The 21517-nt window shown below is 37.0% G+C and carries 22 protein-coding genes; 13 read left to right on the top strand and 9 right to left on the bottom strand.

The window, feature by feature from the left end; genetic code table 11:
• Positions 1–18 precede the first annotated feature (18 nt).
• The 11 genes from ribD to HMPREF1495_RS09615 all read left to right on the top strand — a co-directional run bounded on the left by ribD (position 19) and on the right by HMPREF1495_RS09615 (position 11607).
• The gene (gene ribD / locus HMPREF1495_RS09665) at positions 19–1128 is read left to right on the top strand and encodes a bifunctional diaminohydroxyphosphoribosylaminopyrimidine deaminase/5-amino-6-(5-phosphoribosylamino)uracil reductase RibD (RefSeq protein ID WP_034214291.1); all 1110 of its coding nucleotides are present in this window, start codon (positions 19–21) and stop codon (positions 1126–1128) included.
• Positions 1128–1772, top strand: coding sequence for a riboflavin synthase (gene ribE, locus HMPREF1495_RS09660; RefSeq protein WP_034214290.1), 645 nt, complete (start codon positions 1128–1130; stop codon positions 1770–1772). Before ribD ends, ribE begins: the two co-directional genes overlap by 1 nt.
• Positions 1773–1786: 14 nt before the next feature.
• Positions 1787–3004: a bifunctional 3,4-dihydroxy-2-butanone-4-phosphate synthase/GTP cyclohydrolase II gene (locus HMPREF1495_RS09655; RefSeq protein ID WP_034214289.1), complete on the top strand. Its 1218-nt coding sequence runs from the start codon at positions 1787–1789 to the stop codon at positions 3002–3004.
• Positions 3005–3029: 25 nt separating this feature from the next.
• Entirely contained in the window at positions 3030–3503 is a 474-nt protein-coding gene (ribH, locus tag HMPREF1495_RS09650) for a 6,7-dimethyl-8-ribityllumazine synthase (RefSeq protein ID WP_034214288.1), read from the top strand.
• A gap of 151 nt (positions 3504–3654) precedes the next feature.
• Complete coding sequence (locus HMPREF1495_RS09645) at positions 3655–4215, top strand: hypothetical protein (RefSeq protein WP_051402824.1); 561 nt, start codon at positions 3655–3657, stop codon at positions 4213–4215.
• Positions 4216–4226: 11 nt separating this feature from the next.
• Positions 4227–5615: a glycine--tRNA ligase gene (locus tag HMPREF1495_RS09640; protein WP_034214286.1), complete on the top strand. Its 1389-nt coding sequence runs from the start codon at positions 4227–4229 to the stop codon at positions 5613–5615.
• Positions 5616–5704: 89 nt separating this feature from the next.
• Entirely contained in the window at positions 5705–8119 is a 2415-nt protein-coding gene (leuS, locus tag HMPREF1495_RS09635; RefSeq protein ID WP_034214284.1) for a leucine--tRNA ligase, read from the top strand.
• A gap of 129 nt (positions 8120–8248) precedes the next feature.
• On the top strand, positions 8249–8848 hold the full coding sequence (locus tag HMPREF1495_RS09630; RefSeq protein WP_034214282.1) for an MptD family putative ECF transporter S component: 600 nt from the start codon (positions 8249–8251) through the stop codon (positions 8846–8848).
• Positions 8849–8852: 4 nt separating this feature from the next.
• Positions 8853–9533: an energy-coupling factor transporter transmembrane component T family protein gene (locus tag HMPREF1495_RS09625; RefSeq protein WP_034214280.1), complete on the top strand. Its 681-nt coding sequence runs from the start codon at positions 8853–8855 to the stop codon at positions 9531–9533.
• The gene (locus HMPREF1495_RS09620; RefSeq protein ID WP_034214278.1) at positions 9518–10960 is read left to right on the top strand and encodes an ABC transporter ATP-binding protein; all 1443 of its coding nucleotides are present in this window, start codon (positions 9518–9520) and stop codon (positions 10958–10960) included. The genes HMPREF1495_RS09625 and HMPREF1495_RS09620 overlap by 16 nt, the downstream gene beginning before the upstream one ends.
• A 458-nt stretch (positions 10961–11418) precedes the next feature.
• Positions 11419–11607 carry a SymE family type I addiction module toxin gene (locus HMPREF1495_RS09615; protein ID WP_034214276.1) on the top strand — a complete coding sequence of 63 codons (189 nt, stop codon included), beginning with the start codon at positions 11419–11421 and terminating at the stop codon, positions 11605–11607.
• Positions 11608–11678: 71 nt separating this feature from the next.
• On the opposite strand, the gene HMPREF1495_RS09610 is transcribed toward HMPREF1495_RS09615, so the two are convergent.
• From HMPREF1495_RS09610 to HMPREF1495_RS09590, 5 genes are all read right to left on the bottom strand, one after another.
• Positions 11679–13511: an HsdM family class I SAM-dependent methyltransferase gene (locus HMPREF1495_RS09610; protein WP_034214274.1), complete on the bottom strand. Its 1833-nt coding sequence runs from the start codon at positions 13509–13511 to the stop codon at positions 11679–11681.
• Positions 13508–16510, bottom strand: a complete 3003-nt coding sequence (locus HMPREF1495_RS09605) for an Eco57I restriction-modification methylase domain-containing protein (RefSeq protein ID WP_034214271.1) — start codon at positions 16508–16510, stop codon at positions 13508–13510. Before HMPREF1495_RS09605 ends, HMPREF1495_RS09610 begins: the two co-directional genes overlap by 4 nt.
• A gap of 39 nt (positions 16511–16549) precedes the next feature.
• The gene (locus HMPREF1495_RS14350; RefSeq protein WP_034214268.1) at positions 16550–16732 is read right to left on the bottom strand and encodes a type II toxin -antitoxin system TacA 1-like antitoxin; all 183 of its coding nucleotides are present in this window, start codon (positions 16730–16732) and stop codon (positions 16550–16552) included.
• 56 nt (positions 16733–16788) lie between these two features.
• Entirely contained in the window at positions 16789–17328 is a 540-nt protein-coding gene (locus HMPREF1495_RS09595; protein ID WP_034214265.1) for a hypothetical protein, read from the bottom strand.
• A 216-nt stretch (positions 17329–17544) separates the two neighbouring features.
• Positions 17545–17733, bottom strand: a complete 189-nt coding sequence (locus HMPREF1495_RS09590) for a hypothetical protein (protein ID WP_034214263.1) — start codon at positions 17731–17733, stop codon at positions 17545–17547.
• A gap of 412 nt (positions 17734–18145) precedes the next feature.
• Here HMPREF1495_RS09590 and HMPREF1495_RS09585 point away from each other — a divergent pair, with 412 nt between their 5' ends.
• Together HMPREF1495_RS09585 and HMPREF1495_RS09580 are read left to right on the top strand one after the other, a co-directional pair.
• Entirely contained in the window at positions 18146–18328 is a 183-nt protein-coding gene (locus tag HMPREF1495_RS09585) for an excisionase family DNA-binding protein (RefSeq protein WP_034214260.1), read from the top strand.
• A gap of 37 nt (positions 18329–18365) precedes the next feature.
• Positions 18366–18551: a hypothetical protein gene (locus HMPREF1495_RS09580; RefSeq protein WP_034214257.1), complete on the top strand. Its 186-nt coding sequence runs from the start codon at positions 18366–18368 to the stop codon at positions 18549–18551.
• Positions 18552–18755: 204 nt separating this feature from the next.
• Here HMPREF1495_RS09580 and HMPREF1495_RS09575 read toward each other — a convergent pair whose 3' ends face one another.
• The 4 genes from HMPREF1495_RS09575 to ychF are packed head-to-tail and all read right to left on the bottom strand — an operon-like array spanning position 18756 to position 21293.
• Positions 18756–19160, bottom strand: coding sequence for a hypothetical protein (locus HMPREF1495_RS09575; protein WP_034214254.1), 405 nt, complete (start codon positions 19158–19160; stop codon positions 18756–18758).
• Between the two features lie 18 nt (positions 19161–19178).
• A complete protein-coding gene (locus tag HMPREF1495_RS09570) occupies positions 19179–19646 on the bottom strand; it encodes a hypothetical protein (RefSeq protein ID WP_034214251.1) in 468 nt (155 codons plus the stop codon).
• A 42-nt stretch (positions 19647–19688) separates the two neighbouring features.
• On the bottom strand, positions 19689–20171 hold the full coding sequence (locus HMPREF1495_RS09565; RefSeq protein ID WP_034214248.1) for a methyltransferase family protein: 483 nt from the start codon (positions 20169–20171) through the stop codon (positions 19689–19691).
• A 24-nt stretch (positions 20172–20195) separates the two neighbouring features.
• The gene (gene ychF, locus HMPREF1495_RS09560; RefSeq protein WP_009446855.1) at positions 20196–21293 is read right to left on the bottom strand and encodes a redox-regulated ATPase YchF; all 1098 of its coding nucleotides are present in this window, start codon (positions 21291–21293) and stop codon (positions 20196–20198) included.
• Positions 21294–21517: the final 224 nt, after the last annotated feature.

Raw genomic sequence — 21517 nt, 5'->3', positions numbered from 1 at the left:
AAGAAAGAAGGGATAGAGTTGACTGATAAAGAATATATGCTCAGAGCAATCAGTCTGGCAAAAAAAGGAGAAGGATGGACAAATCCCAATCCCATGGTAGGTGCTGTGATTGTTAAAGATGGAAGGATAATCGGAGAAGGTTATCACAAAAAATACGGTGAGCTTCATGCGGAAAGAAATGCTTTTGCATCGCTTAAAGAATCTGCAAAAGGGGCAACAATGTATGTGACAATGGAGCCCTGTTGTCACTATGGTAAGACTCCGCCATGTACACAGGCAATCATTGAGCACGAAATCGGAAAAGTTGTAATAGGTTCTAAAGATCCGAATCCAAAAGTGTCAGGAAAAGGTGTACAAATCTTAAAAGAGGCCGGGATTAGTGTAGAGGAGGACTTTTTGAGAGAAGAGTGTGACAAATTAAATCCCATATTCTTTCACTATATTAGGACCAAAATGCCCTATGTGGTGATGAAGTATGCCATGACCCTGGACGGAAAGATAGCTACAAAAACAGGAGAATCAAAATGGATTACCGGAAAAGAGGCAAGAGAGGAAGTACAGCATATGCGCCATAGGTATATGGGTATTATGGTCGGGATAGGAACGGTACTTGCAGACGATCCGATGTTAAATGTCAGAGTAAAGGATAAGAAAAGCCCTGTACGAATTATATGTGACAGTAAGCTCAGGATCAAAGAAGACAGTCAAATTGTAAAAACCGCTTTTAATCAAAGAACAATAGTGATATATGCGGATTCACAAAATATTCAGGAAAAATTAGAAAGATTACATTCCTTAGGGGTGGAGACATTATATTGTCCTGATGAGAGAAATCAAATAGATCTTAAAAAACTGATGATATATCTTGGAAATGAAGGTATTGACAGTATTCTTTTGGAAGGTGGGGGCACATTAAATGAAAGTGCCGTAAGAGCGGGAATCGTAAAAGAAGTACAGGCTTTTATAGCACCGAAATTATTCGGAGGTGTAAACAGCAAAACTCCTATAGAGGGTATCGGTGTAAATCTTCCTTCGGAGGCTGTGAGACTGAAATATATCGATATTTGTCAAATCGGTGAAGATATCAAAATCACATGTAAATTGTATGAAAAAGCAGGGGAGGAATAATGTTTACAGGCATAGTGGAAGAACAGGGAGAAATCGCTTATATCAATATAAGAGGGGAATCGGGAAGTTTGGAAGTGAAAGCAAAGAAAGTACTTGAAGGCACGAAAATCGGTGACAGCATTGCAGTGAACGGAGTGTGCTTGACGGTCACATCTTTATTTCCTGACGGATTTAAGGCTGATGTGATGGCGGAAACTGTCAGAAGAAGCAGTTTTAAAAACTGCAAGAGAGGAAGTAAGGTAAATCTAGAGCGTGCAATGGCCGCAAATGGGAGATTCGGAGGCCATATAGTGAGCGGACATATTGACGGTATCGGGGTAATCAGCTCCATGATTCGTGAAGAAAATGCCGTGTGGGTGTCAATTGAAACCCCACATGAAATACTGAATTTGATTGTGGAAAAAGGCTCCGTTTGCATTGACGGAATAAGTTTGACGGTGGCAAAAGTTGATGAAACAGGTTTTAAAGTATCGGTAATACCGCATACAGGAGAAGAAACAACACTTTTATCAAAACAGCCGGGAGATATTGTTAATCTTGAAAATGATGTAATAGGAAAATATGTAGAGAGATTACTTGGAAATAAAAAAGAAAAAAAGGAATCTGAAATTACAATGGAGTTTTTGGAGAAATTCGGGTTTTAGAACAGGAGGATACTATGGAACAAAATAATAACTACAATACGGTTGAAGAGGCGCTTAAAGATTTGCGAGAAGGAAAAATCATTCTGGTTACGGATGATCCCGACAGAGAGAATGAGGGCGATATGATTTGCGCGGCGGAATTTGCCACACAAAAAAATATTAACTTTATGGCGACCTATGCAAAGGGACTTATATGTACACCAATGAGTGAAGAAATTGCCGAAAGACTTAACTTTCCTCCAATGGTTGCAGAAAATACCGACAATCACAGTACTGCATTTACGGTTGTGATTGATCATGTAGATACAACTACAGGTATTTCGGCAACGGAGCGAGCCTTTACTATTATGAAATGTGTGGATGAGAATGCAAAACCGACAGATTTTAGAAGACCGGGACATGTATTTCCGCTTATTGCAAGAAGAGGAGGAGTTTTGGTTCGTAACGGTCATACTGAAGCTACAACAGATCTTATGAGACTTGCCGGTTTGAAAGAATGCGGTGTATGTTGTGAGGTAATGAAGGAAGACGGAAATATGATGCGTACGCCGGAACTTTGGGATATGGCAAAAAAACATAATCTTACATTTATCACAATCAGAGATTTACAGGATTATATAAGAATACATGAAAAACATGTAAAAGAAGAGGCGGTTGCCGACCTTCCGACTCAGTATGGTGATTTTAAAATGCACGGATATATAAACGACATTACCGGAGAACATCATATTGCACTGGTAAAAGGTGATATAGGAGACGGAGAAGATGTGCTTTGCAGGGTACATTCGGAGTGTTTGACAGGGGATGCATTCGGTTCTCTAAGATGTGACTGCGGTTTGCAGCTTCAGACAGCTATGAAGCGTGTGGAAGCTGAGGGCAGAGGTATTATTCTTTATATGAGACAGGAAGGCAGAGGCATTGGCCTGATAAATAAAATAAAGGCATATGCGCTTCAAGAACAGGGTTATGATACCGTAGAGGCCAATGTAAAGCTTGGATTTGCCCCGGATCTTAGAGAATATTGGGTAGGGGCTCAAATCTTATCAGATCTCGGTGTAAAGTCTTTGAGACTTTTGACCAACAACCCTGAGAAAGTATACGGACTTAGCGGATTCGGAATCAAAATCAAAGAAAGAGTTCCGCTTGAGATCAGGCCTCAGAAGTACGATATAAAATATATGAAGACAAAACAGGAAAAAATGGGACATATTTTTAAAGAAATAAATTTATAAAATTTTGATTATTAAGGAGAAAAAAATGAAGAACATCAATTTGGTAGAAGGAAAACTGGTAGCACCTGAGGGAATGAGAGTAGGTATTGTAGCGGCAAGATTCAATGAGATTATTGTGAATAAGCTTTTAGGAGGGGCAGTTGACGGCCTTATAAGGCATGGAGTTAAAGAAGAGAATATCACGGCGGCATGGGTACCGGGCGCTTTCGAGATTCCTATAACGGCACAAAAAATGGCTGTTTCAAAAAAGTATGATGCAATCATTTGTGTAGGCGCAGTTATTCGTGGAGATACTTCTCACTATGATTTGGTATGCAATGAATCTGCGAAAGGAATCGCACAGGTTGAGCTTGCAACAGGAGTTCCGGTATTATTTGGAATTATCACTACTGAGAATATAGAGCAGGCGATTGCACGTGCAGGCAGCAAGGCCGGAAACAAAGGATATGATTGTGCATTGTCTGCAATAGAGATGGTAAATCTTATAAAGCAGCTTTAAATAGTTAATAAAAAATCTCTCCTACCTTGAAAATGAGCCGTTTTTGTGGCATACTTGTTTCTAGTGTCTTAATAAAAATTTGAATATTCTGACATAGTTTAATTGTTATACTGCTTTTGGGCGGATAAATTTATATAGAAGAGGAGTGCTCATGAAAAAGGGATATTTGGCGGCTGCAGCGTTGCTGTTATTTTTGACAGGCTGTGGTGGAAACAAGTCATATTCATACCATCCTGATCAAAGCTCTATATTTATATCCGGGGACGGCACACTAAAGTCCGCCTTGGTTGAAGAAATAGATACGGAAGCGAAGAGCGATGAGCTTGAAAGCTTTGCCAACGCAGAGATAGAAGACTTTAATAAGTTAAATGCAAATAATCAGGTAAAACTTGAAGATGCCGCAATAAAAAAGAATGTGGCAAAACTGGTATTTTCATACAGCTCATTTGAATGTATGAAAGAGTTTGCAAAGTTTACTCAAGACAACAGCTTTGATTTGAATTCTGTAGAGGTATACAATCTTAAAGATATTGATGTATCAAAGATGGATTCAATAGAGATACCTGAGGGGATCAAAGGCAATTATATTGCGCTAATAGACGGTAAGGCCGATGTGTATACAGAGGGGAAGATCACCTATGTATCAAATGATATCGAGTTTGATGATAATACTGCCAAGGTAGATGGCTTTAATTATATTATATTTAAATAAAGGAGAAATTCATGGAATATAGCATGGAAAAAATCATAGCATTGGCTAAATCAAGAGGATTTGTATATCCGGGTTCAGAGATATACGGCGGTCTTGCAAATACCTGGGACTATGGTAACTTGGGTGTTGAATTAAAGAATAATGTTAAAGCTGCCTGGTGGCAGAAGTTTATAAAGGAGTCACCATACAATGTAGGTGTTGACTGTGCCATTTTGATGAATCCACAGACATGGATAGCATCAGGACATTTGGGAAGCTTCTCAGATCCTCTTATGGACTGCAAGGAATGTCATGAGAGATTTAGAGCGGACAAGATCATTGAAGACTATATGCAGGAAAATAATGTTACTATAGACGGTAGCGTGGATGCATGGTCAAATGATGAGATGAAAAAGTACATTGATGAGCATGAAATAGCTTGTCCAACCTGTGGTAAGCACAATTTTACAGATATCCGTCAGTTCAACCTTATGTTCAAGACCTTCCAGGGCGTAACAGAGGATGCTAAAAATGTGGTTTATTTAAGACCCGAGACGGCACAGGGTATTTTTGTAAACTTTAAGAATGTACAAAGAACTTCAAGAAAGAAAGTACCTTTCGGTATAGGACAGATCGGTAAGTCATTCAGAAATGAGATCACTCCGGGTAACTTCACATTCAGAACAAGAGAGTTTGAGCAGATGGAGCTTGAGTTCTTCTGCAAGCCGGGTACAGACCTTGAGTGGTTTGAGTATTGGAGAGGTTTCTGTAGAGACTGGCTTATAGCTCTCGGTATCAAAGAGGATCAGATGAGACTTAGAGATCATGACAAAGAGGAGCTTAGTTTCTATTCAAATGCTACAACAGATATAGAATTCCTATTCCCGTTCGGCTGGGGTGAGCTTTGGGGAATCGCAGACAGAACTGATTATGACCTTGGTCGTCATCAGGAAGTTTCAGGACAGGATCTTACATATTTTGATGATGAGACAAGTGAGAGATACATTCCATATGTAGTAGAGCCTTCACTTGGTGCAGACAGAGTTACTTTAGCATTCCTTTGTGCGGCATATGATGAAGAGACTCTTGAGGGAGGAGATAGAAGAACAGTTCTTCACTTCCATCCTGCACTTGCTCCTGTTAAGATCGGTATTTTGCCGCTTTCAAAGAAGCTTAATGAGGGTGCTCTTAAGATATCTGAAGAATTATCAAAGTATTACAATGTAGAGTTTGATGACAGAGGAAATATCGGTAAGAGATATCGTAGACAGGATGAAATAGGCACACCATTCTGTATTACATATGACTTTGACTCTGAGAATGACAATGCTGTAACTGTAAGAGATAGAGACAGTATGGAGCAGGTAAGAATCCCGATAGCAGAGCTTAAGGCTTATTTTGAGGACAAATTCAGATTTTAAAATTTAACTTATTTTGAGTAGAGCTTTAACTTCACTTTTGTGGAGGGAAGCTCTAATCAACTTTAAACCGGTAGCGAAAGGAAGAGATTATGGCACATTATAATCATAGTGCAATAGAGAAGAAATGGAAGAAAAACTGGGAAGCAAACCCTGTAAATGTTGATGATGGAAAAAAGCCAAAGTACTATTGCTTGGATATGTTCCCATATCCTTCAGGTTCAGGACTTCATGTAGGACACTGGAGAGGATATGTAATATCTGATGTATGGAGCAGATATCAGGTGCTGAAGGGTAATTATGTAATACATCCTATGGGTTGGGATGCATTCGGTCTTCCTGCAGAGAACTATGCAATAAAGATGGGAGTTCATCCTGCTAAGTCTACAGCAGAAAATGTAGCTAATATCAAAAGACAGATAAATGAAATTGCGGCACTTTATGATTGGGACAGAGAAGTAAATACTACAGATCCTAACTTCTATAAGTGGACACAGTGGATATTTGTTCAGATGTTCAAAAAAGGCCTTGCCTATGAGAAAGAATTCCCTATCAACTGGTGTCCTTCATGTAAGACAGGTCTTGCAAACGAAGAGGTAGTAGACGGAAAATGTGAGAGATGTGGAACTCCTGTTACAAAGAAGAATCTTCGTCAGTGGATGTTAAAGATAACAGCATATGCAGACAGACTTCTTAATGATCTTGACAAGCTTGACTGGCCTGAGAAGGTTAAAAAGATGCAGTCGGACTGGATCGGAAAGAGCTACGGTGCAGAGGTAAACTTCAAAGTAGACGGAAGAGATGAGAATATAGTTGTTTATACTACAAGACCTGATACTCTTTACGGTGCTACTTTTATGGTACTTTCACCTGAGCATGAGCTTGCAAAAACTCTGGCTACAGATGAGACAAGAGAGGCGGTAGAGAAGTATATCTTTGACAGCTCTATGAAGTCAAATGTAGACAGAATGCAGTCAAAGGAAAAGACAGGTGTATTTACAGGCTCTTACGCAATCAATCCTTTAAACGGAGCAAAGACACCTATCTGGCTTTCGGACTATGTTTTGGCCGACTATGGTACAGGAGCTATTATGTGTGTACCTGCACATGATGACAGAGACTTTGAGTTTGCAAAGAAATTTGATCTTCCTATAGTTCAGGTTATAGCAAAAGACGGTAAAGAAATTGAAAACATGACAGAAGCCTACACAGATGCTGTAGGAACAATGATAAATTCAGGCGACTGGAACGGTATGGAAAGTGCCAAGTTAAAGCTTGAAGCTCCGCAGATGATAGAGGAGAAGGGTTATGGTAAGAAGACTACAAACTACAAGCTTCGTGACTGGGTATTCTCAAGACAGCGTTACTGGGGAGAGCCTATTCCGATAATACATTGTCCGCATTGTGGAAATGTACCTGTGCCTGAGGATCAGCTTCCTTTAGAGCTTCCTAAGGTTGAGAGCTATCAGCCTACCGGAACCGGTGAGTCACCGCTTGCAGCTATTGATGAGTGGGTAAATACAACATGTCCTGTATGTGGTGCAGCTGCAAAGCGTGAGACAAATACCATGCCTCAGTGGGCAGGTTCAAGCTGGTATTTCTTAAGATATGTGGATCCTCACAATGATAATGAGCTTGTAAGCAAGGAGATGGCGGATAAATACCTTCCTGTAGATATGTATATCGGTGGCGTTGAGCATGCCGTACTTCATCTTCTTTATTCAAGATTCTATACCAAGTTCTTAAATGATATAGGTGTGGTTGATTTTGATGAGCCTTTCACAAAGCTTTTCAATCAGGGTATGATAAACGGCAGTGACGGACAGAAGATGAGCAAGAGTAAGGGAAATGTAGTTTCACCGGATGATCTTGTTCGTGATTATGGCTGTGATGCTCTTAGAATGTATGAGCTTTTCGTAGGTCCGCCTGAGCTTGATGCTGACTGGGATGACAGAGGTATCGAGGGTGTATCAAGATTTTTAAATAAGTTCTATAAGCTTGTAATGGACAATAAGGATAAGAATGTAGAGGCTGACAGAGAACTTTTAAGAGTACGTGCAAATCTTATCTCGGATATTGAGCAAAGATTTAATGCATTCAGCTTAAATACAGTTATTGCAGGCTTTATGGAGTACAATAATAAGCTTAATGAGCTTAGCAAAAAGAACGGTGTGGATAAAGAAACTTTAAAGGCATTTACTATATTGCTTGCACCGTTTGCACCTCATATAGGTGAGGAGCTTTGGGAAGAGCTTGGTGGAAAAGGCTCGGTATTCCATGCTGAGTGGCCTACATTTGATGAGAGCCATAAGGAAGTGGATACAATAGAGGTTCCTGTTCAGATAAACGGAAAGACAAAGCTTGTTATTGAGCTTGATGCCAATGTAAGCAAGGAAGATGCTATAGAGGCAGGTAAGAAGGCTTTATCGGAAGCCGGAAAGCTTGAGGGAACAATAAGAAAAGAAATTTATGTTCCGAAGAAGATTATAAATATAGTTGTCGGATAAAATTAAAAGAAGCCGTCGGGGAAATGACGGCTTCTTTTTGTATTGTAAAAATCATTTCTTGACAGTATAGTTAGGCAGTGCTAACATTAATTTAAAAAATATATCTTTTAGAAGAAGGGGGAGAAATAAATGAAATTAAAAGATATTATTGTAGTAAGTTTGCTTGGAGTGGTGGGTTTTGTTGTCAGCTTGTTATCAGGAATGATAACACAGATCTTTGGGACTTATGGAATTTTTGTACATGTTTCAATAGGAAGTTTATTATGTGCTCCGGTTTATTTTGTTATGTGTCATAAAATTGCTAAAAGAGGAACAATATTCATTTATTATCTGTTATCAGGTATTATTTATGCTGTTATGGGATTTATTCCTATGCTTCCGATTATGCTTGTAGCCGGTATTTTGGGAGAGGCATGTATAGGGGGTAAAGATAATTATATAAATGACGGCAGAATCGCTATATCATATGTAGTTTCACAGGTAATTTATGCACTGCACGGTTTCTTTTTTATACTTTTCCTAGGTGTGGAAGGACTGGTAAAAACTTTCCCGAATCTGTTCACTGTTGAAAAGGCTCAAATGGTTAAAGGGATTTTCTTTAATCCTAAAAATATGGTAATCATATTGTTTATAGAGCTTTTAGCTTCAATTTTAGGTACATTGCTTGGCAAATATATCTATAATAAGTTTTTTAATAAGAGTATTACCAGAGCGGGAATACTATCTTAATATTATGAAGACGGAAATACAAATCAAACCGATATCTGTGGGTATCCTTATGATAATCTATACAAGCATTGTGTTTTTTTGTACAATGCCTGTGTATTGGCTAATGCTGATTTTCAGCTTCTTTTTGGCAGCTGTTGTAAAAAGAAGAAAATCAATTCAGCTGTTTGCTTTTTATATTATTTTATTCGGTTTAATAAATATAGTTCCAAGTGAATACTTTTTGTATGGATGGTTTGGGGCAATGTATACAATGGTACTGATTATACTTAAACTGTTTCCTTTATGGATACTGGCAGGTATAATGTCTGATTTTAGCACATCCACAATGATATACTCTTTAAAGAATATACATTTACCGAATTCTTTATGTATCGGAGTGGGTATCTTTTTTCGCTTTATTCCGGAATACCGAGAATATTTATCAGAAATAAGGGAGGGATTAAAAGCCAGGAATATTGAAATAACTGTTTTCAGACCGATTCACAGTTTGGAAGTCTATCTTGTTCCTATGATTTACAAAGCCTTTGAAACAGGTGAAACTTTATCATGTGCTTTAATTACAAAGGGAATTGAATATGATTGTAAAAAGACTTCTTATCAGGATATCTCTTTCACATGGAGAGATTATGCTGTTATTTTAGTCGGACTTATATTACTTGGTATTACGATATGTCAAAAATTATAAATGTTGATATAAAGAAGTTTTCATATAGTAAGGAAACTATTCTAAAGGATATCACTTTTTCTGTAAATAAAGGTGAATTTATTGTTATTACAGGATTGTCAGGATGCGGTAAGACGAGTTTATTAAGGCTGTTAAACGGATTGATTCCCGCATTATATGAGGGGAATATAATAGGACAAATAAGTATTTTGGAGAAGAGTATTTCAGACTACAAAGCCGGAGAAATCGCAAAGTATGTAGGGAATGTATTTCAAAATCCGAATGATCAGTTTTTTTCAAAGGATGTTGAAAATGAAGTGGCTCTTATCGGAGAGAATATGGGAATGGAACGCAATCTGCTACGCAGACAGGTTCAAAATTCTCTACAGGAAATAGGGATTTCTGATTTAAAAACAAGAAAAGTAAGAGAACTTTCCGGAGGACAAAAGCAAAAAGTAGCCATAGCTTCTACATTGGTATTTGACAGTGAGATTATTTTATTGGATGAGCCTTCGGCAAATTTAGATTATACATCTACAAATGAGCTTGGAAGAATTTTAAAACATTTGAAGGATTGCGGTAAAACTATAATTATAGTGGAGCATAGACTGTCATATTTATTTCAGTTAATAGACAGAATGATAGTTCTTAAAGAAGGAAAGATTGAGGGGATTTTCACATCAAAAGATTTAACATCAGATTTGGAACAAAAAAATGAACTCAGGTCTTTTAACAATAATAATTTAAAATCCGTTATGGAATATCCTGATGATAATCAAATGATAAGAATTGAAGATGTATATATAAGTAATAAAGGCTATAGTCTAAAGGAGGCGGTTAATTTTACTCTAAACATCGGGGAATGTATGGCTTTAATAGGTGATAACGGGATAGGAAAGACAACACTTGCCAAACAGCTTTCAGGTATTATACCATTAAAAAAAGGAAAGGCTTCATACAGCCGTTCTATAAAGGAGCGGCTATCCGATGTAGCAATCAGTCTGCAAAATTGCAACAATATGTTTTTTTGTGAAACTGTTGAAAAAGAATTGATTCCTAAAGATAAAGTAAAAGACAGAAAATATTTGGAGGAGGTTAAAAGATACCTGGTTGAAATGGATTTATGGAATAAAAGAATGCTAAATCCACATGATTTATCAGGCGGAGAAAAACAAAGGCTGGCAGTTATTATAGCATTGCTTAAAAATTCCAAACTCGTTATTTTGGATGAACCTACAGCAGGGCTTGATTACAGGAGAATGAAACTGGTTGCTGATACTATTAGAGAAAAAATAAAGAACACTCCGGTTATCCTTATAACACATGATATTGAGCTGATATTTAAAGTTTGTAACACGGCATATTTACTCTCAAAAAATGGGAACAAGAAGATTATAATTCGTGGAAATGAAGATAAGATATTAGATTTTTTTAAAAAAGGGAGGTGAGAGTGATACAAGGTTTACGGTGATATTTTGTTAAAATGACACTTAAACCGACATTATATTGTCGCATTCTTAAAATAATAATGTAAAAAAGTATAAAAAATCTTGGAATCAGCGTTTGCAGACTCCAAGATTTTTTATTAAATAATTACCAATTAAAAATTTCAATTGCTTTTATAATATCAGCAGATGTAGAAGGGTTTCCTTTAATCTCATTTATCAGTGATAAAAAGTCATTATGAAAAGCGCAGCTTGCATCATTATAGCAACGATGAATCATCCATATATTATGAAATGATGGTTGGAGATAGTCTATCGGTAAATACGGCAATAGTCACTGACAGTCTTCAAACTGTACAATCAGCAACTACTACAAATCTCCGCTATTTTCCGAAAAGCAAACTTGCCATATCTACAGTTAAATGAAATCCATCAATCCAGAATACAAGGAGGACACCAATATGGCATACAAAAGCAGCAGGAAACTTAAAGTTTACAAGCAAAGTGGTTATCGCTATAAACCCACAACTACCATCACGCTCAAAGGGAAATGGCTTGAAGAATTGAGCTTCCCTATCGGAATGCCGATTATTGTAAAATGCAAAGATGGCGTGCTGACCATCACCAGAGCGGATGGATTTAATGCATAAAAATAATACTTATCGAGAGCAGATTAAGTTTTCTTTTTCTCTGCTATCTCCATTTAACAAGATATGATTTGTTATGAGGCCAATTCTATATAGTGCTTAACGTCTTGATAATTTAAATTGTACAGTTCGGCAATAAATCGTTCTCTTTCTTCTGATGGTAATGTTAGAACGGATTCCTTTTCAGTGTCTGTCAATGTGGGAATTCCAAAATTTTTGATATAGTTTTTAGCTAATGCCATAAATCCTTTTGAATATGGTTTACTGGTCATTCTTATATAGAACCAAAACACATCCGACTCTATAAAGTACTTCAGGAGTAGCAACGTCCTCTCGTCTTTAGCAAATACGGCATAACCACAATAAAAAAGCAGGTTTTCATTTTCAGAAATAATTGCTACGCCGCGGTCAGCCATGTAAGGTACCAATACTTTAAGTCCGGTATTGTTCATTCCTTGTGCACGACCATAAGCATACCATGCTGGATAATTATCTGTCTTTCCCTTGTCTCTGCTGTCTAACTTCTCTTTGTACTCTTTCAAAAACCCATATGTACTTGGATAGGTTGATTGCATCTTTTTTTCGGGTATAATGGCTCCTTTTTCATAGGGGAAAATAGCCTTTTCACCTTTTTTAATTAAATCAATCTCAGATCGCATTACATTCGGCTTCGCAACATCAATACAAATATCCTTTTCAATCTTATACGTTTTTTCATTGTATGTTCGATAATAGTATTTTGCATCTTCTTTGTCACTCGTAAAGAAGAATAAATCATTGCATAGCGTTGCAAGACCATTTCTAATGCCGTAATCATCCAACTTATTTGGCTGATGCTCAATCTTATATATTAACCTATCTATGTCTTGGTTTCCAAAGCGCCAAGTTTGATTATCAACATATGTACTGATGTTATAGCTTGTATACTGACATTCATCTAAGATATCACCTTTGCATATGGCATATTCGATTGTCGAATTACCGTCCATGCCAAGCAAAACAATACATGTGTAGCTTGTTATTCCTTGGAATCGCTGTTCACCTTTAAAATTGATAATCCTTGCAGAAGCTTTCTTGTTTCTAATATAGTTTCGTAACCCTCTACCATTGACGCTTTGTAAAAAAGTATTTGGAGAAATATACCCAAGCTTTCCACATGGTTTCAGCAATTCCATTCCCAACTGATAAAACGGGATATACAAATCAACATTTCCTGTAACAACTTCCCATTTATCCAATGATTCCTTGACATTTATATCTATATTTTTGGCTCTTACATAAGGTGGATTACCTATCACAACATCAAACTTGTGCTTATAATTCTTGGTATCGAAATATTCCAACGAATTACAAACAAATAAATTAGGAATATGCCTTATGATTTCTCCATCCGTTTCCAATGCAAGGAGACTGAGAAGCACCTTGCATTTTTCTATACTGTGTTCATCAATATCCGCACCATAAATATATGTAGAGAACAGATCCGTATAGGAAATATTGTGTTTATTCTTAATAGCTTTAACAGACGATATCAAGAATGCCCCGCATCCGCAGGATGGATCTATTAATTTCGGAATATTCTCATTTCCAATTACATTATTAGAAATATAATCTCGTATGATGGGAGGAGTATATACTACCCCTTTATTCTTTTTTTCATTTGAATCTACAAGCATCTCAAAAGCTACAATAAGGTCATCCAAATATTTTATAGAAGCATTGGCATCAATATAGTCTGAAATCAATTCATAATCAGAATCATCACCGGCAAGAAATGAACTTATGATATCACTATCACAATAACGAATTGATTTGTTTCGTGTATACGAAAGAACCAATGCCTTTTCTATAGATCGATTGCAGCATTTAGGAAACTTTGTTTGAATGGATGATATCATTTTTTTCATTCTTCATCGCCTCCAGGAATTCTACTCTCAATGCGACCCACCCTATTTATAAGCATTCTCTCATCATCTTCTATTTCATAAAGGTCCATACAACAAATATCAACCTCTTGCCATTTTGCTTCCATCATATTCCTATAGGATTTTTTGTCTACCATGTTCGACTTATCATATTCTTCCAGTAGTGATTTTATATCATCATACAATCCAACAAGCTTTATAATAAGACTATTTGATGGAGAAATCTTTTCATTTGGTAGCGGAATCGGCTCAATAAACTGCTTATTGAACTTATAATAACCGTTATTCGCTGGATTCGCACCAGATTTTCCAAATACTGAAAACAATGTAGAGTTAATAATCATTGTTAGCGCTTTCATTACGATTTCATTATTACCGCGATAGTTTAAAAACCACACATTTGAATTGTCCATGTATAATCCCTTGTCCGCTACGAAAGTAGCATAGGTTTCTTTTGTCGTCATTGGAACAATAATTTTTGGACTCTCAAAAGAATCATGATTATGTTCTCTTGTATAAGTGTGCCAATATTCACCATCATTGTGCCTTACCTTATCAGTAATGAGTTTTTTATTTCTCTCCAAATATTTATAAGCAAGAGGGTACTTTTCCTGCACTTTTTTAATACTTATTTTTGTTTTATAGTCATTGCCCGTATATGGAAATATTCTATAAGTATCAGGAATAATTTCTCTTAACGGTAAAAACTCTCTGTTGTAAACTACTGGCTTTACCATCTCTTTTTCAATATCAACATGATCACCAAACCCATTTTTCCCGCTAATCACGCCATTAAGTTCCTGATAATCAACAATATCATACGCCTTTTTCCATAATGCCTGAATCCCGTCGCAAACATCTATGTTTTCGTTTTCACCTACAGTACCATACTTTTTTGCATACTTATTCTTAATCTCAAATATAGCTTTCTGTTCAGGTGCCCATACTGGCGACAAAAAATAATCAGCAGGTATACTGTCCGGGGTGCCAGGATTATCAAAATATAACTGCACATCTAATACATCGCCCGGTATTAAATCATATTGAACAGTAGTATTTTTTTCTTTCGTAAGAATCATAATTGAAACATATGTAATCCTGCCCTTAAACAAGGCATTTGTTTCAATATCAAGTAGCTTATGCAAATGATAGCCTTCCATTATGAAAGATCTTGCGGCTTTGCCATAATTGGTTTTAAACCATCTTCTCTGGATAATCATTCCTAATTTCCCAGTTGAGTTTAAAAGCCCCATGGTACGCTCAATAAAAAGAACAGATAAATCCACTTTTCCTTCAAAGGTTTTATAGTGATCATGAAGATAATCGTGTATGCGCAAAGAAGCTGCCTTAAAGTGTTTTGTTTCTACATATGGAGGATTGCCTACAACATAGTCAAATCCACCCTTATCATCAAATACTTTCTTGAATGCAGAACCTTTGATGTTTAGAGGTCTGATATATTTTATTTCAGTTGCATTGCAAGATATATCTATGTCTACAAGAGTATTTCCTATCTTAATATTATTGTGAATGTTGCGGAGTATTTTCTCACCAAATGCACCTATTTCATTCAGATACAATTCATTAGTATCATCCACAACTTTGAGAGCAAGCGACATTTTCGTCACTTCAACAGCTGTAGGATCACAATCTATACCAAACAAACAGTTTTTCATGATTTCCTGTTTGGCTGTTATCGTAAGATATTTCTTACCGTCCTCAATCACACACCACTTATTGCTACTGGAAGTAAGGTTCATCATTATTCCTGCAAAAGTCTCATATGTGGACAGTAGAAATACCCCAGATCCGCAACAAGGATCAAGAACCTTAGTTGATAGTATATCCTGGTAGCTACCGTACGCTTTCTTCTGAACAGTTTCCTTGCATATTGCATCAGCAATAAATTCTTGCGTAGGTATAGCTCCATTCGTTTTAACATAGTCTTCCTTCAACTCTGTGACAACAACTCCGTTCTTTATACGAAGCGAATACGCAAGAAATTCTTCATATATCTTAGCTATAACCTTGGTTGGAATAACATCAAATTTATAAGGATACGGATAATAGAGCTTATTTATGAATGGTTCAAATACATCATTCGACAAGATTATCTGACCAAATTTCTCGTCCCGTGAAAACATTGCCCCATCATAATGATTATAGAAATCAACATAGCAACACTTTTTGAATTCATCCCAGAAATCATTTTTCAGGAATTCTAAAAGCAAGCCTTCTTTTTCAATTTTTCTTGATTCGCAAACCCTGATAAATACAATCCTGTCTAATATTATTTGAACATAATAGTTCAATTCATCTTCGTCAAGAAGATTGGTATTGTTTGCATATAATGCATTTGCCAATTGTAAACGGAAGTCTGATAACAGCTTGTTAAAAATAGAATCCAGTGTTTTTGAACCTTCTACTTTTTCTGAACTATACAGTTTCTGAAGGTTGTTTCCATAAACAAGGAGACGATTGAAATGACTATTCAATTCATCAAATCTTGAAACGTAATGATCTATTGAAATCTGAGTTGCTGCAATGCCTGCATCCTCGCCTTTTTGCGGCGCATAACGGCAATCGAAAACAACCAATTGTTCAAAATTTGTCAAAAATGAGCATGGCAATCCAGCTGACCATCCATATGACCTTACTTGAAATGCGGCTTCCTTGTTCTTAAATATATCTACATCGATTTTTTTTGCATCCAGATATGCTTTTACTGTAGTTCCATTCATCAAGGAATAATCTGGCTTTGTATGCGAGGAGCTTATTTCACCGAGTTTTTCCTTTTGGGAATCATCTACGATTTTCTCCTGTTGAACCTGCTGTATATTCAAAACATCCCAATCAAAAATCCTCAAGAACTCATTAATCCAAGATCTCGTTGATTCTTCGCTTAATTCTTTCGCTTTCTTTTCTTTTTTATATTTTATATATTTTTCAATCAGAGCCTTTAATTGTTCTTTAGCATCCATATACCATAACCTCCGTTTTTTGCGCAAAGCAGCGATTTTTCACTCGGGTTTCCCGGTATTGACCTCCATTTTGTCTCTTTTAATGATTGAATTCGCTTCTATTAACGCAGTTCGTCTTATAAACTCACTATATGAAGCGTATGCCTCCAATCGTGCTGCCTGCTTAAGTTTGTTCAGATCATCTTCACTTACTTTGATACTTATTGATATGCTTTTACCCATAGTACACTATAGTATAGTAGAGGTGTGCAACAAGAGCAATACATATTTCCACAAAATCATTCCGTGCTAGCCTTTTTCCTCTTGTAATATGCCATTGCCTTGCAATTATTCCGTGTCGCTTGATAGTTAGGGTTGCTGCAGTACCTCTGGTGGCTGGAATGGCGCACAAAGTATTCTCTGCAGGCCATACAGGTAAGGATTGAACCCTGCGAGAATTCATAATCGGGATCAACATCTGCCGGAGGCGCGACATCTGCCACCATACGGGCAAAAGTGTACCATGCGATATCGAATACAGACTTTATTTCAGCCGTCAGTTCCGCATTATGCGTCTTCTTATCCTGTTTTAATCTCAGCTTAAAGTCCGGGAACATCACCAACAGATTAAAAAATAGATTGTCGTATTCCTCGTCAAAGTGCTTCAGATACTCTTCATCATCCGAGTACTGCAGGAAATGCTCAAGAAAAGCAAGACTATCGCAGTGCTTCCATTCATAGTAAAGATTCCTTCCGGCTTCTACATTCCGATTATATTTTACGCTCGTAAGGATATCATAGTATTCAAACGCCCTGCCAAGCCTACATACATCATCCACGAAGTCATCAACATCAAAGGTGGTATAATATTTTCAGGCCTTCAAGGAAATCCACGTCCGCGAGGTTTCTGGCTTCTATCTCGTCACATAACTCATCAATGCGATACGGATGGATGTTGTTTCTGCACCATTGCCATACAAGCTCAGTCGTATGTTCGGAATAGTCTGGGCGTTTATCTTTTTATATAAGTTGCAAAGCCCTGCGAGTATGTCCTGTCACGTTATCGAATAGTCCGTTCCCACCGTAGGATTATGCAACACCGTAAAGAGTGGAACGATAATATCCACCTTCCTTGCATGGTCATACTCCGGAACATACTCAGGGAAGCGTAAAGCCTTATATATCATTTCTCCTACACCGCAAATCTCCGTAAGCGAATAAAACTCAGTCGGTATCTGCTTCATTTGAAAACCTCTTTTCTTACCGATAGTATTACTGATGAAAAATGTAATTCGGTAAGATTATAGTCTATAATGCGGTTAAATACAAGAACAAACAATACAATCTCTTGTATGAGCGGATGTCAACCGACAGGCTGTTTCTCGCAACCGAGGGAGCAGTAGTCTGTCCAAAAACGTAAAGACTGGGACAGAAAGCAGCAAAGGGCAAATCGAAAGATGAAGCATCATGAGGAGCTGCTAGATAAACGCAGTGGATACGGATACAAGGACCTAACACCTTATAACGCCGTAATCAGAATGAAAAGCGGAGAGAACGCCCCTGTTGCTCTGAAGTAATCAGATGGATGCCATCCTCGGAAATGGAGGTGGTGTTTTTAATGCCGTAAATAATACGTAAACGGAGGAAGAGAAGGCTATGGAGAAAACAACCATGAGCGTACAGGAAATGGCCTTGCAGATGGGTATCTCACTCCAGAAGGCTTACGAGCTTGTAAAGCAGCTGGGATACCCGAGTATCTGCATCGGTACAAGGATCCTGATTCCGATTGACGATTTTAAGGAATGGCCAGTCATAACTTCCAATAAGCAAGAGTCATGACAGCTATACAAAATCCGAAGTAAAGGAGGGATTCCGGATGCAAACGTTGAAGGAACGACGAATATGGGGATGCTGGATTTTTACCGTTGTAAAGGTGAAAAAGACCAAAAAGCCGATATCCGTACACGTCGGTGAGACCGGAGCCGATGAATCGCATTCCTGTACCTGGGGAACATATAAAGAGGCAGCCGAAGCAAAAGAAAAATACGGCAAGGAACAATAAGAAAAGAAATTTATGTTCCGAAGAAGATTATAAATATAGTGGTTGGATAAAACAATTAAAGCGACATTTAACCGACATTCAAACCGACATTTATATAATATAAACCGACATTATATTGTCGCATTCTTAAAATAATAATGTAAAAAAGTATAAAAAAAATCTTGGAATCGGCGTTTGCCGGCTCCAAGATTTTTTATTAAATAATTACCAATTAAACATTTCAATTGCCTTTATAATATCAGCAGAGGTAGAAGGGTTTTCTTTAATCTCATTTATCAGTGATAAAAAGTCATTATGAAAAGCACAGCTTGCATCATTATAGCAACGATGAATCATCCATATATTATGAAATGTAGGATTTTTCTTTACCGATTCAATAAGTGCCTTTTCATAGCCCTTTTTATAAAACTTTTCTACAAAGTGGACCAATTCTCCGGGAGATCCGAAGTCGACACTCGGGTTTTGTGATATTATTTCCAAGATAGGTTTTACAAATTGGAACGGGTCGGGATACTCAAGCATTGCATCTATTATTTCATTATCAATATAATACTCTTCATCAGGTATTACCGCTTCTTTTAGTGCGGTGATTATATCTTCTTTATTCATAATTCTTACATTTACAAATTACTGTAATCCCTTTTTAAAGAAATTTTTAAACTCGGCCACTTCTGCAGATGATTGAGTGATTGAAACTGAATGTCTTGCACCGGCAGTTATACCCGGTTCATATGTCATAGGAACAAATTGCAGAGAAACTTCAGAATTTCCTACAAAACAAAAGCCTAGAGATGTCTTTGTAAAACTCTCATTTGCTTTATTAAATACCATTGCATCCCCATATTCTGTAAGTTCTGCATTTACAGGAATAACTACAACTTCACCTTCCTTGTACCCTACAATAAAGTTACTATGTCTTGTAACCTTAACTATAACAGCATTGGTACAGTTTTCCATATGGCAATAAATCAGCTTGTAATCATCACCGTTTGCAACACTGCTGTTAAATATTTCTCTCATTCTGGCTTTGTTTTTTCGATTTTCCTCGTCAGTTGCTCCCATAAAAGCCTTTTTAAACAAATCCATTAACGCCATAATAATCTCCATTCCGTCATCACAAGTGATGGCATAAATATATTAATGTCTAAACCAGGGTATGACCCTGTTAACATGTTTACAATACTCTATATATTCCGATCCGAATTTATCAAGCAACCACTTTTCTTCGGTCAGCTTCATCAGTACAGTTAAGAATATATATAAAACTACCGGAATTATAAGCAAGTACACATTATGTGCAGTTATCAAAATACCTGTACACACACATAAAAATGCGAGGTATATAGGGTTTCTGACAATGGAATATATTCCGATTGTTACCAAATGCCCGCTGCTTATCTCTTTACTGATTCTTTGAATGATCACAGCATATATCCACAATGAGACTCCGATAAAAATGAGCATAAAGCCTATACGCATTGCTTCAGATTTTAAGCCGGGAAGATCTCCGCCATTTAGAAATCCTTTCTTTTTTAAGAAAAGCCCGAAGGCGGTTAGAAGAAAACAACTGACGGCATAAATAGGACCGACACCAAAAACAGGTAATGTATTCTTTTTCATATAAGCCCCCTTTATATAAACTTTTTATACATTAAATCTAAAGAGTATTACATCTCCGTCCTGTACTACATATTCTTTACCTTCTATACGAACAAGCCCCTTTTCTTTGGCAGCAGATGTAGAGCCACAGTCAAGAAGATCCTGATAGTTGATAACCTCAGCTTTGATAAATCCACGCTCAAAGTCTGAGTGGATCTTTCCTGCCGCTCCCGGAGCCTTTGTGCCTTTCTTTATAGTCCAGGCTCTACATTCATCCTCACCGGCTGTAAGATAGCTTAAAAGCCCAAGCAGATCATAGCTGGCTGCAATAAGCTTATCAAGACCTGATACGGAAATTCCAAGAGCATCAAGATATTCTGCTTTTTCCTCATCATCAAGCTGTGAAATTTCTTCTTCGATGGCTGCACATACAACAAATACCTTTGCGTTTGATTTTGCGGCATATTCTTTTACCTTAGCCACATACTCATTTGACGCACCGTCATCAGCAAGGTCATCCTCAGCTACATTTGCGGCAAAGATAACAGGCATATATGTGATAAGTCCTAGTGACTTTACGAATGCTAAGTCCTCTTCATCAGAAGATGTGTAGCTGCTTGCCATATTGTCATTTTCAAGTATATCCTTGAGTTCCAAAAGGATATCAAGCTCATGCTTTAAGGCTTTGTCATTCATAGCAGCTTTTTTAGTCTTTGCAATTCTTCTTTCCAAAATCTCAATATCGGAGAATATAAGCTCTAAGTTGATAGTTTCAATATCTCTGATAGGATCAACACTTCCTTCTACATGGATGATATTTGAATCATCAAAACATCTTACCACATGGATTATGGCATCACATTCACGAATATTTGATAAAAACTGGTTTCCAAGACCTTCACCTTTGCTGGCACCTTTTACAAGACCTGCGATATCTACGAAGTCTATAAGTGCAGGTGTAACTTTCTTTGTATTATATAATTTGCCAAGTTCCTTTAATCTGTCATCCGGTACCGCTACAACACCTACATTAGGATCAATGGTAGCAAAAGGATAGTTTGCGGCAGTAGCACCTGCCTTTGTCAATGAGTTAAATAATGTACTCTTGCCTACATTCGGCAAGCCAACGATTCCTAGTTTCATATAAAAACCTTCTTTAAAATATTTTTGCTTTGAATAAGTATATTCACAATAAAACCTGAATAAATCTCCAGGTTAACCTGTTATATTTTAACATATAGGTATATAATTTAAAAGAGTAAAGCAAGGAGCTTTTAGGGAAGGATGATGAAATAAAATTAACATATGAAGAAATCAAATATTATTTTAAAATGAATATTACAAATAGGAATTTGTAGAGGGAATTT

Origin of the sequence: Lachnoanaerobaculum sp. MSX33, assembly GCF_000512995.1 — a bacterium.
GTDB lineage: Bacteria > Bacillota > Clostridia > Lachnospirales > Lachnospiraceae > Lachnoanaerobaculum.
Note: the sequence above shows the minus strand (reverse complement) of the source record. Positions and strands in the feature narration are given on the sequence as shown.

Coding starts and splice junctions, on each gene's coding strand:
- ribE (WP_034214290.1), top strand. CDS start 1,128: ATGTTTACAGGCATAGTGGAAGAACAGGGAGAAATCGCTTATATCAAT.
- HMPREF1495_RS09655 (WP_034214289.1), top strand. CDS start 1,787: ATGGAACAAAATAATAACTACAATACGGTTGAAGAGGCGCTTAAAGAT.
- ribH (WP_034214288.1), top strand. CDS start 3,030: ATGAAGAACATCAATTTGGTAGAAGGAAAACTGGTAGCACCTGAGGGA.
- HMPREF1495_RS09645 (WP_051402824.1), top strand. CDS start 3,655: ATGAAAAAGGGATATTTGGCGGCTGCAGCGTTGCTGTTATTTTTGACA.
- HMPREF1495_RS09640 (WP_034214286.1), top strand. CDS start 4,227: ATGGAATATAGCATGGAAAAAATCATAGCATTGGCTAAATCAAGAGGA.
- leuS (WP_034214284.1), top strand. CDS start 5,705: ATGGCACATTATAATCATAGTGCAATAGAGAAGAAATGGAAGAAAAAC.
- HMPREF1495_RS09630 (WP_034214282.1), top strand. CDS start 8,249: ATGAAATTAAAAGATATTATTGTAGTAAGTTTGCTTGGAGTGGTGGGT.
- HMPREF1495_RS09625 (WP_034214280.1), top strand. CDS start 8,853: ATGAAGACGGAAATACAAATCAAACCGATATCTGTGGGTATCCTTATG.
- HMPREF1495_RS09620 (WP_034214278.1), top strand. CDS start 9,518: ATGTCAAAAATTATAAATGTTGATATAAAGAAGTTTTCATATAGTAAG.
- HMPREF1495_RS09615 (WP_034214276.1), top strand. CDS start 11,419: ATGGCATACAAAAGCAGCAGGAAACTTAAAGTTTACAAGCAAAGTGGT.
- HMPREF1495_RS09610 (WP_034214274.1), bottom strand. CDS start 13,511: ATGAAAAAAATGATATCATCCATTCAAACAAAGTTTCCTAAATGCTGC.
- HMPREF1495_RS09605 (WP_034214271.1), bottom strand. CDS start 16,510: ATGGATGCTAAAGAACAATTAAAGGCTCTGATTGAAAAATATATAAAA.
- HMPREF1495_RS14350 (WP_034214268.1), bottom strand. CDS start 16,732: ATGGGTAAAAGCATATCAATAAGTATCAAAGTAAGTGAAGATGATCTG.
- HMPREF1495_RS09590 (WP_034214263.1), bottom strand. CDS start 17,733: ATGAAGCAGATACCGACTGAGTTTTATTCGCTTACGGAGATTTGCGGT.
- HMPREF1495_RS09585 (WP_034214260.1), top strand. CDS start 18,146: ATGGAGAAAACAACCATGAGCGTACAGGAAATGGCCTTGCAGATGGGT.
- HMPREF1495_RS09580 (WP_034214257.1), top strand. CDS start 18,366: ATGCAAACGTTGAAGGAACGACGAATATGGGGATGCTGGATTTTTACC.
- HMPREF1495_RS09575 (WP_034214254.1), bottom strand. CDS start 19,160: ATGAATAAAGAAGATATAATCACCGCACTAAAAGAAGCGGTAATACCT.
- HMPREF1495_RS09570 (WP_034214251.1), bottom strand. CDS start 19,646: ATGGCGTTAATGGATTTGTTTAAAAAGGCTTTTATGGGAGCAACTGAC.
- HMPREF1495_RS09565 (WP_034214248.1), bottom strand. CDS start 20,171: ATGAAAAAGAATACATTACCTGTTTTTGGTGTCGGTCCTATTTATGCC.
- ychF (WP_009446855.1), bottom strand. CDS start 21,293: ATGAAACTAGGAATCGTTGGCTTGCCGAATGTAGGCAAGAGTACATTA.